This is a genomic window from Propionispira raffinosivorans DSM 20765, assembly GCF_000381065.1.
Classification (GTDB): domain Bacteria; phylum Bacillota; class Negativicutes; order Selenomonadales; family Selenomonadaceae; genus Propionispira; species Propionispira raffinosivorans.
The window spans coordinates 1-16360 of record NZ_KB905864.1; the positions used below are offsets into that span (position 1 = coordinate 1).

Sequence of the window (16360 nt, forward strand, 5' to 3'; positions counted from 1 at the left end):
ATAAAAAGCAGATAGAGAACTACATTAGGAATCAGCTAGAACAAGATCAAATAACAGAACAAATGAGTTTAAAAGAGTTTGTGGACCCGTTTACGGGTAGCAAGAAGCAAAAGGCATAAATAAAAAGCCCCTTTAGGGGTCGCCCGAAAAAGTAAAACGTTGGTTAGACCATTCGGACGCCCCTTGAGGGGCTTATGTTAGTAATATGCCCTTCCAGGGCTTGAGCAAGCCTCCGGTTTACCGGAGGTCATGACTATAAAAGGAGAATTACAAGATCATGGACATGATTTTTAGTACGATTTTTTCCGTAGAGTGGCTTGTTGCTTTTGGCAGCATTGTTTTATTAGATCTTATTATGAGTGGTGATAATGCTATTCTGATTGCGTTAACCTGTAAGAACTTACCAAAAGAACAACGATTTAAAGCTATGTTTATCGGCTGTTTTGGTGCGGTTTTTATTCGTATAGTACTGACATGTTTTGCTGCAACCTTACTCTCGATTGCTTATTTACAATTTATTGGTGGTTTAGCACTGCTCTATATTGCGATGAAACTTTTAATAGATCATGGAGGTTCTACTGTGGTTGAAATAAAAAAGACCTCCACATTGCTTGTAGCGATAAAAACAATTTTAGCTGCAGATTTAATTATGAGTATGGATAATATTTTATCATTGGCGGGTGTTGCGAATACAGTCAGCGGTGATAAATGGATACTTATTTTTTGTGGTTTACTGGTTAGTATTCCAATCGTTTTATGTGGTGCACAATTTTTTTTATGGCTTATGAATAAATTCCCAATTATTATTTATTTTGGTGCGGGAATACTTGCCTGGACTTCAGGCAAAATGATGGTTACCGATCCTAGCATAGGATATTATTTTATATCTGGTGCACCTTATATTGAAGGGGGATTCATTACAATTGTTTTATCAATTGGCTGGTATTTTAATAAAATACATGTAAAAAATTTAAAAACCACTAAAAATATGGTATCTTATAAGTAAGATCCATTTTAAATAAGATGTCTTAAATTTAAATAAAAATAATGGAGGATATTTTCTATGAATATGTTAAAAACAACGATACTCATGGCATTGCTTACTGGTATTTTAGTTGCAGTCGGCGGTGCGTTTGGTGGTCAAAATGGAGCAACGATTATGCTGCTCATATCATTTGGAATGAATTTTTTCACATATTGGTATAGTGATTCCATTGTGCTGAAAGCTTATGATGCGCGTGAAGTAACGCCGACGCAGGCACCGGATCTTTATAATATGGTTGAAAAATTATGTGCAAATGCGGATTTACCAATGCCAAAAGTTTATATCATAGATACAGATGTTCCAAATGCTTTTGCAACGGGGCGTAATCCATCACATGCGGCCGTTGCTGTTACTACCGGGATTATGAAAACATTACAATATGATGAGCTGGCTGGCGTTGTAGCCCATGAACTTTCCCATATCAAACATCGTGATACATTAATTAGTACAATGGCAGCATCGATTGCTGGGGTCATTTCATGGATTGCTACAATGGCACAATGGTCGGCTATCTTTGGTATGGGACGCAGTAACGATGAAGAGGATAGTGGTGGTACGGCGGGCTTATTATTTACCATCATCGTAGCTCCATTGGCTGCTATGTTGATTCAAATGGCAATTTCACGATCGCGTGAATATGAAGCGGATGCAAGTGGTGGTAAAATTTGTGGAAATCCATTAGCCCTTGCAAGTGCTCTTGAAAAGATTGATTATTATGCAAAGAATGTCGTGATGCGTCAGGCTACGCCAGCAACATCTCATATGTTTATTATTAATCCGCTGGCTGGTTCAACGGAAAAAATAATGAATCTGTTTAGTACGCATCCAGCAACCGTGCAACGTATTGCTAAACTTAAAGAACAAGCCAAAGCGTTAAGATAATCAAAAAAGGATCTCTATCTCATACTTTAAAATATGAATAGAGATCCTTTTTTAAATTTTACTATTTAAATTTTTACTGTTTTGTAATGGATTTATTTTTTTACGATCCATGAGCCCCATAAATGATAAAATCTGGTCGATGGCAATATTCGGATCAAGCACATTTTTTACAACATGTGTGGTGACTTTCCAAGTTTCAAACTCACCATTATTTTCAGCATATTCCAAGTTATGTTTGATATCATCATTTGACTCTTTCATCATCAGCATCCGTTCAACGAGTGTTACATAATCAGCCATTATATAAATGGATTCAATGCGTTCTGATAAAAGCTTGGTTAATTGCTTTAATCCGTTGGCTTCAAGTAAGATAATACTTCGATTGCAAGTTTGCAAGGTTTTTAAAAGTTCAAGTTTGGAGAGCCCATAATATTCGCCTCGATAGGTGACTTTCTCAATTAAATCTAGTTTGAAAAAAGTTTCTTTATCAACAAAATGATAATCCTCACCATTTTTTTCATTTGCTTTTGGTTTTCTTGTTGTATAACTCAAAATATAAGGAAGACCCAATAATTTTAAATGTTGAATCAACAGGGTTTTTCCTGAAGCATGGGGTCCAATAATCGCATAAATTTTGTTCGTCATAGCCAAGACTCCAATTCTTTTAGTTATTGTCTAACTTTTATACGATACAAGTATGTAATTACTTTTGAAATAGCATTGGTATTTATCAGTCAATATATAATAAAATTCTGTAATTTATTTTACCATATATTCAAGGATTTATAAATAAAGAAAGTTAAAATATAAATATAATCATCATTCCTACTGTTTAATCTATAAAAAAACAAAAGCGAGAGCTTTCCGATCCGCTCTCGCTTTTGCCGCCTCTATACCCTTTGCCATCTACTACATAATATATGTAGTAGTTCCCCGACTAATAGAATACACCTTTTTGTGTTTTTTGGCAAGTCTTTAAAATAATATTTTATAAATAAAAAAACTTTCTCATAAGTGAGAAAGTTGATTTTGCGTGATGGTCGGAGCAGCAGGATTCGAACCTGCGACCCCCTGGTCCCAAGCCAGGTGCTCTACCAAACTGAGCCATGCCCCGATAAGTTATATGGGATTCACTAGTTACTACAGTAACATATAATATGATACTCTAAAAATAATAATTTGTCAATAGTCGAAAAATTATTTTCATCCGACTATTGACGTACTTGTATTATATGGTTAAATAAGAAACATGTCAATAGAATATGAAAAAAATTATACATAATACAAAATAAAAAATTAAACTTTAAATTTTTATTAAAATAAAGGAAATGAATTGGCTTAAAGAGAAATAAAAACTAAGCTTTAAAACATTATACATATTTTATGTTATATATATATTCGTTGTAATTCTTGAGGATTTTGGTCTGCATTTGCAAAGGAGGAGATATCTATTTAAATTTTTTTATTTTGGTTGTTTTTGAATTTCTAAATTGGGGGTTCTTAAAATGTATTTTTATTGTTCAAAATGTAAAAAAAATTATCCAATAAATACGAGGTCATATAAATGTGAATGTGGCGGTTTGTTTAAGTTATTTAAAGATCCAAGTGAAATATTACATAATTCAGTTTCTTTAGGTGAAGTTGAAACACCTTTATTGAAAATGAAAATTAATAAACTGAGTCTTTTTTTAAAACTAGAGCAGTTTCATGCAACGGGCTCTTTTAAAGACCGTGGTGCATTTATGATGATAAATCAATTAAAAAATGTTGGAATCCGTGAAATTGTCGAAGATTCTTCTGGTAATGCCGGAGCTGCCATGGCCGCTTATGCAGCTGCTGCGGGTATAAAAGCTTCTATTTATGTTCCAGAGTCAACTTCACCTAGTAAAATAAAACAAATCAAAGCTTACGGTGCAGCGATTACCAAGGTAGATGGTGCGCGTGAGAAGACAGCTGCTGCTGTACTTGAGGCGGTAACAACAGCATATTATGCTTCGCATGTGTATAATCCGCTTTTTTTTGAGGGAACAAAATCGTTAGCATATGAAATCTATCATCAATTACATGAACAAGTTCCAAATTACATATTTGTTCCAGTCGGAAACGGTACAATGTTATTAGGTCTTTATTATGGTTTTGAGGAAATTGGCCGCCTGCCAAAATTGATTGCTGTACAAAGTGATCATTGTAAACCGTTATACCAAAAAATTCACAATCTTCCTGAACATCAAATCACCCCGACGATTGCACAAGGCATTGCCGTGGGTCAGCCACAACGCATGGATGAAATTTTGCTGGCGATAAAAAATAGTCAAGGTGATGTTATAACAGTAGAGGATGAGTCTATTTTATATGCACAGGATATTTTAGCTCGTCAGGGAATGTATGTCGAAATGACTTCAGCTGTTGCGGTAGCAGGGGCTTTGCAATTTTTTGAAAATGGAAAACCGGATAATTATCAGGTGATTGTGCCGCTTACGGGACGGGGTATGCAGTAAAAGTAAATCATTCTAAAAAAATTTGCCTGTCATTTCATAACATTATATACTTACATATGTATTTATGATTATATCGTGTAAGTATAGATGGGAGAACTGAAATGGATGAAATTAGTTTAGAGATGATATGTTTTTTGATGGGAGCTGGTTTTTTAGCTTCATTTATTGATTCGGTTGTAGGAGGGGGCGGTCTGATTTCGCTTCCGGCAATTATGCTTACAGGTCTTCCGCCTGTTGTGGCACTAGGAACGAATAAGGCAGCTGCATTTTTAGGAGCTTTGACGAGTGTGATTTCATTTATGCGTTCGGGTAAAGTGGATTTTAAAATTATAAAATACTTATTTCCTTTATCGTTTATTGGTTCTTTGCTGGGCGTATTCGTGGTAAGGGAAATCCCACCTGATTTTTTGCGGCCGCTTGTGGTTGTGATGTTGATTGTTGTAACCGTTTATAGTCTTTTTCGTAAAGATTGGGGAGAAAAATCAACGTATGCTGGGATGACGAAGAAAAAAATGTATTTTAGTGCAATGATTGCTCTAGTATTCGGGTTTTATGATGGCTTTTTTGGACCAGGAACGGGTTCTTTTCTCCTCTTTGCTTTTTTATGTATTGGTTTTGATTTTATCTGTTCAGCAGCCAATGCACGGGCTTTGAATTTTGCCAGTAATTTGGCAGCGGCTTTATTATTTATGTATTTGGGTCTGGTCAATTATGTCTATGCAATACCGATGGGGATTGCAATGATTTTAGGTGCATATTTTGGCACAAAAATGGCATTATCGAAAGGTGTTGCTTATGTTAAACCGTTATTTATTTTAATGACCGCTATTTTGATTGGTAAACAATTATTGGATTTGTTGAAAAATTGATTCTATAGGATTATTTATAGTATAATAAAATTAGTATTTTTTAAAGTGAGGTTTTTAAGTTTATGAAAAAAGCAATTATTGAAACAAAAAATGGTAAAATAACGATTGAGCTTTTTGACAAAGAAGCACCGGGAACCGTAGCTAATTTTGTTAAACTCATTCAGGAAGGGTTTTATAATGGTTTGAAATTTCATCGCGTAATTCCAGACTTTGTTGTGCAGGGCGGCGATCCAAGTGGTAATGGTACGGGTGGTCCTGGCTATAGTATTAAATGTGAAACGGAAGGTAATCCGCACAAACATAATCGTGGTTCGTTATCGATGGCTCATCGTGGTAAAGATACCGGTGGTAGTCAATTTTTCTTAGTTTTAGAACCGCAACCGCATTTAGATGGTGTTCATACTGTATTTGGTCAAATTATCGATGGGTATGATATTATGGACCTTATCGAACAAGGTGACCTTATGGAAAATGTTACTGTTGTTGAAGATTAACTCAATATAGTATCTATATAAACGGCAGCTGCTTATTATTTAGGCAGTTGCCATTTTTTACCTATAATTTCCAATGATACACCTATAGGACTATATACTTAAAAAATATTGACTAATAGTTCTATTGTTGTTACTATTTATTTATGATTTCATTACCAAAAATTACATAATCAAATTATATAACGCATTAAAGTATTTCTATTTTTCCGTTAACGCTGCTCCCTTTTATAGTTTCTTACTCAATAATTGCCATAAAAAATCTTTAATACGTTCTATATACTTTGGCAGTGATATCAAAAGTTAGGAGGATCAAATATGTTTGAAAAACTGAATAATTTAAGTATTGAAACAAAATTACGTGTATCGTTTGCTTGTATTTTTGCTGTTACTTTATTTTTAGGTGTGTATGGTATGTATGCAGTCACAACTGTAGCGCATAAGTCGGATGAGATTACCGATACCTGGATGAAAATGATGGATGATTCACATATGATTAATGAAGCATTTGGCCGAATTCGCATCAATACATATAAATTTATTTATGCAGATGATAAAGCGGACCGTGACAAAGCAAAAAAGGCGATGGACGAAGCGAAAACTGCAATTGATAAAAGCAGTGAGCGTTATATGAAAAATATTGAATATCTGGGGAAAAATAATCCAGTGGATGCGGTAGAGCAACAACAACTGGTCGATCAGATTCATAAAGACATGGCAACGTACTTTACATTGAATGAACAATTGTTTAAATTAGATCAAGATGGGAAAAAAATGGAAAGCATTACTTTGGCCAATGGGAAACTAAGCGAAGCGTATCTTGAAATGCAGGGGAAAATTGATGCCTTAGTTGACGTGGATGTGAAAAAGGCAGATACTTTGAATGCAGAATCAAAATCGCTTTATAAAAAAACTGACGTAATTCAAACGATCGTTCTTTTTTTTGGAATTCTATTTATTTTAGTAATTGGATACTTGATCAATAAGAATATTCAGCGTTCGGTAAAGGAATTATTGCGAATTTCCAAAGAGGTTGCAGGGGGAAATCTGGCTGATCATGCCGTGGTTTTTTCTCGTGATGAGTTTGGGCAATTAGCAGCTTCCTATAATATTACAATTACTTCGCTCAACAAATTAATTCGCAATATTCAAGAGAATGCTGAACAGGTTGCTTCTTCATCGGAACAACTCTCATCTAGTGCTGAACAATCAGCAATGGTGAGTACTCAAATTGCTTCTTCTATTAATAAAGTAGCTATGGCGAGCACTGATCAGGCGCAATCTGTAGAATATACAAAAGGGATCGTTGAAGAAATTTCTAAAAATATCAATGAAGTATCCGAAAACTCCGATGTTATGCTCGAACATACAGAAAAAGCGGAAAATACGGCTGCAGAGGGTAATGTGGAGATTGAAAATGCAGTTGAACAAATGCATCATATTGAAAGCACAGTAAATCATTCGGCTCAAGTCGTACAAAAACTGGGTGAACGTTCCCGTGAAATTGGGCAGATCATTGGTGTTATGTCAGGTATTGCCGAACAAACCAATCTACTTGCGTTAAATGCAGCAATTGAAGCTGCTCGAGCTGGTGAAATGGGGCGCGGTTTTGCTGTAGTTGCGGATGAGGTTAGAAAACTGGCAGAAGAATCACAGAAATCTGCGAAACATATTGCTGCTTTGATCAATGAAGTACAAAATGAAACGGAAAATGCGGTTACTGTTATGAATCGTGGTACAACAGAAGTACAATCCGGTGCGGAACGTGTTATAAATGCTGGAAATACATTTAAGAATATAACAAGTTTGATGAATGTCGTAACTCTGGAAATTCGTGAAATATCAGGTAAAATTAAAGAAATTGCCATTAGTGAACGCAGTATTGTTTCGGCAACGCAGAAAATTGATGCGGCCAGCCAAAGTGTAGCTGCTGAATCGCAGACGGTATCTGCTTCGGTTGAAGAACAATCGGCCGCAATGCAAGAAGTGTCTTCATCGAGTGAAGAATTAGCTTCCATTGCACAAATTTTACAAAATGAAACACAAAAATTCCGGATTTGATTTAAAAAAAGCAGTTGTACTCAATTCTTTGAACTGAGTGCAACTGCTTTTTTATAATTTTTCAATTTACGGATGTCTATTTTTCGATTAAAATGAATGTAAAGATGTAAATTTTATAGGAGGCGGCAATTTTGATTCATGCAATGATCGATATAGGTTCAAATACGATTCGATTGGCGGTTTATGATATTGGGCCAGGCGAAATAGAGTTGCTCATGAAAAAGAAACATACAGTGGGACTTGCAGCTTATATCAAAGATGGCATGATGAAGCAAGAAGGAATTGAAAAAACTTGTGAAATATTACAAGAGTTTAAGTATTTTCTGGATAGTTTTCAGATTACGGACATTACAGCTTTTACGACAGCTGCCTTGCGAAATGTAAAAAATAGTAAAGTGGCTGTAGAGGAAATCATTCAGCGAACTGGTATTGCTTTACGGGTATTGTCAGGGGATGAAGAGGCAAGACTTGACTTTATTGGAGCAACGCATGATAGCATGGAATCATCTGGACTATTAATTGATATTGGTGGTGCTAGTACGGAAATAGTGGCTTATTCTGATCATAAAATTTATAAAAAAATAAGTTTACCGATTGGATCTTTGTACCTGCATACTAAATATGTCGTTGATTTTTTGCCGAGTCCAACTGAAGCAGAGCAAATGATGCAGGAAGTGAGGCAAATGATTACAAGTGCAGATGCTTTTAAAAATGTAAGTCATCTCAATATTTGTGGTATTGGTGGTACATTTAAAGGGGCCGTTATTTTATATAATCAACTTTTTCAAATAAATCGTAAAAATGTTGAAATTCCGACCGAAACCTTGACCGATATTGTGTGGCGTTTTACTCGCAGTAAACCAATGCCTTCGGAAGAAGCTGTTATTTTAATGAAAACGGTACCAGAACGAATTCATACGATCATTCCCGGGATCATTATTGCTTCTGTTTTAGCGCAATATTTTGGCAGTGAAAAGATTATCTACAGTGATTCCGGGGTTCGGGAAGGCTATATTTATGATCAGCTTATGGGTCAGTAATCCAGCTCGTTTTTTCTTTCACATTATTTATTTTTTACTTGCGAGTGGCATTGGTGAATTTTGCAACATTTCTAAAAAGTTTTTTGCGATATTTGATAAATAACGATTGCGGCTCCAAATGATATTGGCATATAAGGGGAGTATTGGTTCGGAAACTTCTTTATAGATTAAATTTTTATTTTGATTCAACAAGGCACTGGTTTTTGGAATGATGGCAATACCGAGTCCGGTGTCGCTCAAGGCTATCATGGAACGAATATCATTGTGCAGACAAATGATATTCGGATTTAGATTATTGTCTTCATAATAAGCTCGGATGCGTTCACTTGAACGATGTAAAATCAATGGTTTATCACTCAATTCTTTCAAGGTAATGGAGTTTTGCGTGGGATGCTGGTTCCATTTTGGATGCATGGCAGCGACCATCAACTGTGTTGGCAGGGGAATTGAATCATAGATTGTTGTATCAACCGGGCATAAAACAATGCCGATTTCAATTACACCGTTTGTCAGGAGATTTGTAATCATATGGTTATCAGCATCATAAATACGAAAAGAAATCTTGGGATATTTTTGGCTGTAATTTAGGATTTGTTCGGGTAGAAATGTAGCACCTAAAGCAGTGACGGCGGCAATCGATAAGGTTCCGACCTCGCCCTTGTCAATATCTTTGATTTCTTTTTGTGTTTTTGTGACGAGTTCGACAATTTGATTTCCTTTTTCATAAAGAGCTTCACCCGCTTCGGTGAGTTTTATATTTCGTCCGACTTTTTTTATTAATTGGACACCTAGTTCTTCTTCAAATTTTTTTAATTGTGCGGTTAATGGTGGCTGGGAAATACAGAGTTTTTTTGCCGCACTGGTAATTTGTCCTTCTTTAGCTACAGTTAGAAAATAATATAGTTTTTTTAAATTAATCATCAGCGGCTCCATCTATATATATGGCATTAAACATTTTATATGGTAATCGTCAAAAATGGGGTATAGGGCTCCGTGGCGTTACGTAGGAAGCAAACGATGCCCTATACCCCATTTCTGGCAGACTGATTGACTGGATGTAATTTCTTTAATGCGTTCTATATATCATCATTTTTTATAATTTTAGGTTGTTGTTTTATTATAGTATATAGATGGCATTATAGAAACTATCTTGAAAAAAAGAAAGCTGATTCATACATTTTTTGTATGAATCAGCTTTCTTTTTTGTATTATACATATGAATAAATTTTGACTATAATAAAGCATCAGACGATAAGTTAAAAAATTTTCTTGTTCATGGAATATTTTTGAATAAAATAAAGTTCTCAAGCATAGTTGCCTGTAAATTTTGTAAAGTTTATCGTATTTGCAAAGGACTGGTTTCTGTGCTTTTTTATTTTAATTCGATCAAAATAGTTTTTGCAACAAGTTTTTAGCAGGGGGAAATTATGTTAGCTCATGTAATTCGGTATCAAAAGTATCCAGCTCTTTTTGGAATTCTATTGATCAGTATGTCGGCTTTTTTTAGTGGTTGTGCTACAAGTTCGGCTCAGTCGAAAGAAGTGTGGGGACGTGCGGAAGCCAAAGAAATTGATATAAATTCAAAAATAGCAGGACGTGTTGTAGATTTGCTGGTAAAAGAAGGCGATGTTGTAAAAAAAGGACAAGTTCTGGCTCGTATTGACAGCCGTGAAATTTCAGCCGAGTCCAAACAGGCTGTTGCTGGTGAAAAAGCGTTGCGGGCCCAACTTAATCAGGCCTCCGCTAATACGAAAATTAAAGATCAAACTTTGCTTTCGACTGTCAATGTGGCCAAGGCTCAATTAGCGAAGGCGGAAGCGAATCTTGATGAAGCACAATCTGATTATGACCGGTTTGCAAAATTATTGGAAGGTAATGCTGTATCGGAACAAACGTTTAAAAGTTATCAGACGAAATATCAGGTAGCTGTGGCAGCCAAGCAAGAAGCCGAAGCTTCAGTGGCCGAAGCCGAAGCGAATGTGATGCAGCACCAAGAAAATATTGCTGATGAAGAATCTTTGCGCAGTAAAATAGAACAATCTGCTGCTGCTGTAGATCAAACCCAAGTCAATCTTGATGAAACAGAAATCCGAGCACCATTTGATGGTGTAATCACGGCTAAGTATGTTGAAGTGGGAGCGATGATTTCGACAGGAATTCCCTTGGTGAGTATACAAGATCCGAATGACAATTGGATTAATTTGAAAGTACCAGAAACCGATTTGGCAAAATACCAACTTGGCACGGCAGTTTCAATGCAAGGTCGGGATGCAAATCTTATCGTGAATGGCACAATTGTTGATGTTAGCAAAAAGTCTGAATATGCAACATATCGTGCTACGAGTGAACGGGATCAAAAAGATATTATTACTTTTAATGTAAAAATTCAGGTGAATTCAGAGAAACTCCGTCCAGGGATGCAGTTTCATATAGCAGGTTGATAAAAATGATGAAGTTAGTTTCTATTTTTTTCCAAGAAATTCAGTTTATTTTAAAAGAGAAAAAGAATTTGCTCTTTCTATTTTTTTTACCGATTTTGTATGCTGCTTTTTTTGGCTATGTTTATAGTGCGGAAAGTTTAAAATATATTCCCGTGGTGGTTTTAGATCAGGATCAAAGCAGTGCCAGTCGTTCATTGGTGTCGGCTTTTGCGGATTCGGAGCGGTTTGACATTGTGGCTGTTGTAGAAACGCAGGAAGAATATGAAAAAGTTTTGGATTGTGAAGATGCTTTAGTTGGTATTGGTATTCCTTCAGATTTCGCTAAACATATTAAAACGGGTATTGGCTCGAGTGTGATCGTTACGAGCAATGGCAAAAATCTTATGTACCCGAATTCTGCATTGTCCTTTGCCAGAGAAATTATTACTACATATAATGGCGGTCTTGGTAAAAAATTAGTGGAAGCAATGGGACAATTTCCTGGGCAAGCTGCCTATACAGTAGCTCCGGTGAGTATGCGGCTGCGTATATTCAACAATCCAACGAATTCCTATCTGCCCTTTATGTTACCAGGGATGGTGACAAATGGTGTACAGATTGGTATCATGATGGCCGTTTTTTTAGCTATTGTGAGAGAATATACAAATCTTGATTTATGGAAGGAAAATTCGCTGCTAGTGATTTTATTTGGCAAAATAGCTGCCTATTGGATTTTATCTTTAGCAGGTGCACTATTGGCGATTGGTTTTTATGTTTTTGTCTATAATATTCCGTTTATCGGGAGCTTTTTTGATATTTTAATTTTATATAGTTCATTTATTTTTGCTGTGGTTACGATAGGTATGCTTTTTTCGGCTATGGCGCCTAGTGTTATGGTACCGTTTCATCCCATTGAATTTATTTACTTTATGCCAGCTTTTTTATATAGTGGTTATTCATGGCCGGAATTCTCAAAAAACCTGTTTACACAGGTTTATGCATATTTATTACCGATGAATTATATTGCGGATCCGGTTCGTGATATTTTATTAATGGGGTTTTCTGAAAATATAGGACGCAATAGTTTGATTTTATGCTGTTTTGGTATGGCAGCTTTTGTCGTGACAGGTTTGGTTTGTAAGAAAAGAATAAAAACTGTATTACTTGAGGCAGAGGTGAAAATATGACTTGGTGGACTATTACCCTGTGTGAATTAAAAATTCTCGTGACACAAAAACCAAAATTGATCTTTAGTATGTTCGTTATTCCACTTTGCTATTTATTATTGTTTGGCACGTTATTCAGCAAAAATTCGGTGGATCAGATTCCTTTGGTTATTTGTGATGAAAGCCAGACCTATTTTAGTAGTAAACTAATCGATGGCTTTGAAAATACGGAGCGATTTTCGGTTGTACAGTATGTGAATTCACCACAGGAGATGCAGCGGTATCTTTATGAAAAAAAAGCAATGGTTGGGATTGGAATCCCAAAAAATTTTGCGCACGATATAAAAAATGGACGCTCTTCTCAAATTGTTGTGCAAATTAACGGGACAAACTTAATGGTGACGAATACGGCTATTACGGCAGCGCAGGATGTATTTGATGTGTTTGCCCAGCAGACGGCCGTTAATTTGTTGCGTAATCAGTCTGGTATTAAGAATATAGAAACTAAAATTGTTCCTGTACAAATGAAAACGCGGATATTGTATAATCCAACATTGGATTATAAGTTGTTTTTTTTATTTGGGCTGCTTATGACTTCGTTTCAAATGACAATGTTTATTCCGACGACTGCTTCTGTTTTTATGGAATATAAAGCGAAACAGTATACGCACTATGCAGCTAGTCAGGTTATAATTGGTAAGATTATGCCATTTATGCTAGCTGCTTCTTTAGCCTTTATTATGCATTTAACGATTGCAGTTTTTGTGTTTGATTTGCCATATAAAGGCGATTTGCGGCAAGTATTTTTACTCGGTTTAGGTTTTATTTTTGCCATGACCACATTAGCGAGTGTTATTGCATCTTTTATCAAGGATTTTTTCTTTTTTTATCGTTTAGCTTTGGCCGGTGTCATTCCCGTTTTTATGATTTCTGGGTATACCTGGCCATCCAGTGCGATGCCGTGGATTATCCAAAAAACCGCTTTTTTTATTCCCTATACCCATATTGCCTCGCCTTTACGCAGTTTTATGATGGCTGGTTTTTCCCCTGTTGGTTATAAAGATATTTTTATTTTATATATGTATGGCTGTGTTATGTTGATGTGGTCGATTTATCGGTATAAAAAATTTTGTCAAACTGAAATCAATATAGTGCATACTTCAGTTGCAGTTGGAGAATAAGCTGCGAACATTGTTCCTGCTTTTAGGATAAAACCATTTTTTTTTACGTATTTCAGAATCTCTATTATTGTTATATATATTTTGTAATACTCATAAAAAGAATATATATTGTTTTTAACAAACCCTTATAAACTGTGGACTTATGGACATTTTTTCTAAAAAATGATATAATTAAGAGCTAGAGATAAAAGCTAATATATTTTTTTAAAATAGATTTAGAGAATATGATTTTGAGGTGAGAATGTGGATTTTGGTTTAGGTAGAGTTTTACCGGTAAAAATTGAAGATGAGATGCAAAATTCTTATATCGATTATGCGATGAGTGTTATTGTCATGCGTGCATTGCCGGATGTCCGTGATGGTTTGAAACCAGTCCATCGTCGTATTATGTATGCGATGCATGAAGCTGGAATGGGGTCCAATAAACCATATAAGAAATCGGCCCGTATCGTTGGGGAAGTATTAGGTAAATATCATCCGCATGGGGATACCTCCGTTTACGAAGCTATCGTGCGTATGGCACAAGATTTCTCGTCTAGATACATGCTGGCTGATGGACATGGTAATTTTGGTTCGGTTGATGGTGACTCCGCTGCGGCAATGCGTTATACAGAAGTACGTATGTCAAAGGTTGCGGAAGCAATGTTGCAAGATATCGAAAAAGAAACAGTCGATTTTGCACCGAATTATGATGAATCACTGAAGGAGCCAACCGTTCTTCCTTCTAAATTGCCAAATCTTTTGGTGAATGGTTCATCTGGGATTGCTGTAGGCATGGCAACGAACATTCCGCCGCATAACCTGAATGAAGTGGTTGACGGCGTTTTATTAATGATAGAAAATCCAGATGTAACGATTGAGGAACTCATGACGGTCATTAAAGGACCAGATTTCCCGACAGCTGGTTTAATTTTGGGACAGGAAGGTATTCAATCAGCTTATCGAACTGGCCGTGGTGTAGTGAAGATGCGGGCGCAGGCTCGGGCTGAAGTTATGTCCAATGGTAAACCGCGTATTTTGGTTACAGAGCTTCCTTATCAGGTTAATAAAGCTCGCCTTGTAGAAAAAATTGCTGAACTTGTTCGTGATAAAACCGTTGAGGGCATTACGGATCTTCGTGATGAATCCGATCGGAATGGTATGCGGGTGGTCATTGAACTGCGTCGCGATATTAATCCAGATGTAATTTTAAACCAATTGTATAAGCATACACAATTGCAGGAAAGTTTTGGTATTATCATGCTGGCATTGGTTGATGGTCGCCCGCGTGTTCTTACATTACAAGAAGTTCTTTATTATTATATTGAACATCAAAAAAATGTCATTACTCGCCGGACTCGCTATGAACTAAGTAAAGCAAAAGCGAGAGCACACATTTTAGAAGGTTTGACGATTGCTCTCGATCATATTGATGCGGTTATTAAGACGATTCGCGGATCCAGAACAGCGGATATCGCGCGTGAAGGTTTGATGACTGGTTTCAATTTATCGGAGAAACAGGCACAAGCGATTCTTGACTTACGTCTCCAAAGATTAACTGGTTTGGAACGCGAAAAAATCGAAGAAGAATATCAGGAAATTTTAAAAACAATTGCGTGGTTAGAATCGGTGTTGGCTGATGAAACAAAGATTTTAAATATAATCAAAGAAGAATTAATTGAAGTAAAACGAAAATTTGGTGATGCTCGTCGCACGAGAATTACAGCTGATTTTTCAAAAATCGCGATGGAAGATCTTATTGCTGAAGAAGATGTAATTATTACGCTTACCCATAATAATTACATTAAACGCATGCCGATTGATACATATAAAAATCAAAAACGTGGTGGTCGTGGTGTGACTGGCATGGGAACAAAAGAAGAAGATTTTGTGGAAAATATGCTTGTTACAACAACGCATCATACCATTTTGTTCTTTACCAGCCGCGGTCGTGTCTATCGTTTGAAAGGGTATGAAATTGCTGAATCAAGCCGAACTGCTAAAGGAACGGCGATTATCAATCTCTTACAACTAGAACCAAATGAAAAGATTACAGCGGTTATTCCAATTCAAAAATTCACAGCGGATCGTTTTCTGTTTATGGCAACTCGCAAAGGGATTGTTAAGAAAACAGAACTCATGGAATTTGATACGACTCGCAAGGGTGGCTTAATTGCAATCACTTTGGATGATGATGACGATTTGATTGGGGTAAAACTGACCGATGGCACGCGGTATGTTATCTTAGGAACTTCAGCTGGAATGGCGATTTCTTTTGCGGAAGGCGATGTTCGCTCGATGGGAAGAAATGCCCGTGGTGTTAGAGGAATTCGTCTTAAAACAAAGGATGTTGTTGTGGGAATGGATAACCTCAAACGCGATGCGGAAGTGCTTACGGTTACAGAGGAAGGCTTCGGTAAACGGACCGCGACTTCAGAATATCGTTCGCAGACACGCGGCGGTAAAGGGCTCATCAACATGAAAGTAACGGATAAAACTGGTACGGTTGTTGGACTTAAAGTTGTTCGTCCAGGTCAGGAACTGATGCTCATTACAACAGAAGGCATTGTAATTCGGACCAATGTCGATGAAGTATCTGTTATTAGCCGGAACACACAGGGTGTGAAATTGATGCGAACCGATTTAAATGATAAGGTGGCTTCTTTAGCTGCCATGGATCAAAAAGCAGATACGTAAAATAAAATGAAGGCATGCCATTTGGCATGCC

General features: G+C 36.4%; 13 protein-coding genes, 1 tRNA gene and 1 pseudogene. 12 read left to right on the plus strand and 3 right to left on the minus strand.

Going from position 1 to position 16360, the window contains the following annotated elements:
- The 3 genes and pseudogenes from F606_RS23740 to htpX all read left to right on the plus strand — a co-directional run.
- Positions 1-119 (plus strand): annotated as a pseudogene (locus F606_RS23740) (IS200/IS605 family transposase); the annotation flags it as partial.
- Between the two features lie 158 nt (positions 120-277).
- Positions 278-1006, plus strand: a complete 729-nt coding sequence (locus F606_RS0116435) for a TerC family protein (RefSeq protein ID WP_019554984.1) — start codon at positions 278-280, stop codon at positions 1004-1006.
- Positions 1007-1063: 57 nt separating this feature from the next.
- Positions 1064-1927, plus strand: coding sequence for a zinc metalloprotease HtpX (gene htpX, locus F606_RS0116440; protein ID WP_019554985.1), 864 nt, complete (start codon positions 1064-1066; stop codon positions 1925-1927).
- A 51-nt stretch (positions 1928-1978) separates the two neighbouring features.
- On the opposite strand, the gene F606_RS0116445 is transcribed toward htpX, so the two are convergent.
- A complete protein-coding gene (locus F606_RS0116445) occupies positions 1979-2572 on the minus strand; it encodes a nucleoside/nucleotide kinase family protein (RefSeq protein ID WP_019554986.1) in 594 nt (197 codons plus the stop codon).
- 392 nt (positions 2573-2964) lie between these two features.
- A tRNA-Pro gene (locus F606_RS0116450) sits at positions 2965-3041 on the minus strand.
- A 391-nt stretch (positions 3042-3432) separates the two neighbouring features.
- Here F606_RS0116450 and F606_RS0116455 point away from each other — a divergent pair.
- The 5 genes from F606_RS0116455 (at position 3433) to F606_RS0116475 (ending at position 8886) form a co-directional block, all read left to right on the plus strand.
- The gene (locus F606_RS0116455; RefSeq protein WP_019554987.1) at positions 3433-4425 is read left to right on the plus strand and encodes a pyridoxal-phosphate dependent enzyme; all 993 of its coding nucleotides are present in this window, start codon (positions 3433-3435) and stop codon (positions 4423-4425) included.
- A gap of 101 nt (positions 4426-4526) precedes the next feature.
- On the plus strand, positions 4527-5294 hold the full coding sequence (locus tag F606_RS0116460) for a sulfite exporter TauE/SafE family protein (RefSeq protein ID WP_019554988.1): 768 nt from the start codon (positions 4527-4529) through the stop codon (positions 5292-5294).
- A gap of 62 nt (positions 5295-5356) precedes the next feature.
- Positions 5357-5788: a peptidylprolyl isomerase gene (locus F606_RS0116465; protein ID WP_019554989.1), complete on the plus strand. Its 432-nt coding sequence runs from the start codon at positions 5357-5359 to the stop codon at positions 5786-5788.
- Between the two features lie 315 nt (positions 5789-6103).
- Positions 6104-7846 (plus strand): methyl-accepting chemotaxis protein, encoded by a 1743-nt coding sequence (locus F606_RS21475; RefSeq protein WP_019554990.1) that lies wholly within the window; start codon positions 6104-6106, stop codon positions 7844-7846.
- 131 nt (positions 7847-7977) lie between these two features.
- The gene (locus tag F606_RS0116475) at positions 7978-8886 is read left to right on the plus strand and encodes a Ppx/GppA phosphatase family protein (protein WP_019554991.1); all 909 of its coding nucleotides are present in this window, start codon (positions 7978-7980) and stop codon (positions 8884-8886) included.
- Between the two features lie 27 nt (positions 8887-8913).
- On the opposite strand, the gene F606_RS21480 is transcribed toward F606_RS0116475, so the two are convergent.
- Positions 8914-9807: a LysR family transcriptional regulator gene (locus F606_RS21480; protein WP_019554992.1), complete on the minus strand. Its 894-nt coding sequence runs from the start codon at positions 9805-9807 to the stop codon at positions 8914-8916.
- Between the two features lie 506 nt (positions 9808-10313).
- Here F606_RS21480 and F606_RS0116485 point away from each other — a divergent pair.
- From F606_RS0116485 to gyrA, 4 genes are all read left to right on the plus strand, one after another.
- The gene (locus F606_RS0116485; RefSeq protein ID WP_019554993.1) at positions 10314-11327 is read left to right on the plus strand and encodes an HlyD family secretion protein; all 1014 of its coding nucleotides are present in this window, start codon (positions 10314-10316) and stop codon (positions 11325-11327) included.
- A 5-nt stretch (positions 11328-11332) separates the two neighbouring features.
- On the plus strand, positions 11333-12493 hold the full coding sequence (locus tag F606_RS0116490; RefSeq protein ID WP_019554994.1) for an ABC transporter permease: 1161 nt from the start codon (positions 11333-11335) through the stop codon (positions 12491-12493).
- The gene (locus F606_RS0116495) at positions 12490-13653 is read left to right on the plus strand and encodes an ABC transporter permease (protein WP_019554995.1); all 1164 of its coding nucleotides are present in this window, start codon (positions 12490-12492) and stop codon (positions 13651-13653) included. The genes F606_RS0116490 and F606_RS0116495 overlap by 4 nt, the downstream gene beginning before the upstream one ends.
- 243 nt (positions 13654-13896) lie before the next feature.
- The gene (gene gyrA, locus F606_RS0116500) at positions 13897-16329 is read left to right on the plus strand and encodes a DNA gyrase subunit A (RefSeq protein ID WP_019554996.1); all 2433 of its coding nucleotides are present in this window, start codon (positions 13897-13899) and stop codon (positions 16327-16329) included.
- Positions 16330-16360 lie beyond the last annotated feature (31 nt).

What these genes read in the sequence shown, in the direction of transcription:
- F606_RS0116435 (WP_019554984.1), top strand. Translation starts at nt 278, where the DNA reads ATGGACATGATTTTTAGTACGATTTTTTCCGTAGAGTGGCTTGTTGCT.
- htpX (WP_019554985.1), top strand. Translation starts at nt 1,064, where the DNA reads ATGAATATGTTAAAAACAACGATACTCATGGCATTGCTTACTGGTATT.
- F606_RS0116445 (WP_019554986.1), bottom strand. Translation starts at nt 2,572, where the DNA reads ATGACGAACAAAATTTATGCGATTATTGGACCCCATGCTTCAGGAAAA.
- F606_RS0116455 (WP_019554987.1), top strand. Translation starts at nt 3,433, where the DNA reads ATGTATTTTTATTGTTCAAAATGTAAAAAAAATTATCCAATAAATACG.
- F606_RS0116460 (WP_019554988.1), top strand. Translation starts at nt 4,527, where the DNA reads ATGGATGAAATTAGTTTAGAGATGATATGTTTTTTGATGGGAGCTGGT.
- F606_RS0116465 (WP_019554989.1), top strand. Translation starts at nt 5,357, where the DNA reads ATGAAAAAAGCAATTATTGAAACAAAAAATGGTAAAATAACGATTGAG.
- F606_RS21475 (WP_019554990.1), top strand. Translation starts at nt 6,104, where the DNA reads ATGTTTGAAAAACTGAATAATTTAAGTATTGAAACAAAATTACGTGTA.
- F606_RS21480 (WP_019554992.1), bottom strand. Translation starts at nt 9,807, where the DNA reads ATGATTAATTTAAAAAAACTATATTATTTTCTAACTGTAGCTAAAGAA.
- F606_RS0116485 (WP_019554993.1), top strand. Translation starts at nt 10,314, where the DNA reads ATGTTAGCTCATGTAATTCGGTATCAAAAGTATCCAGCTCTTTTTGGA.
- F606_RS0116490 (WP_019554994.1), top strand. Translation starts at nt 11,333, where the DNA reads ATGATGAAGTTAGTTTCTATTTTTTTCCAAGAAATTCAGTTTATTTTA.
- F606_RS0116495 (WP_019554995.1), top strand. Translation starts at nt 12,490, where the DNA reads ATGACTTGGTGGACTATTACCCTGTGTGAATTAAAAATTCTCGTGACA.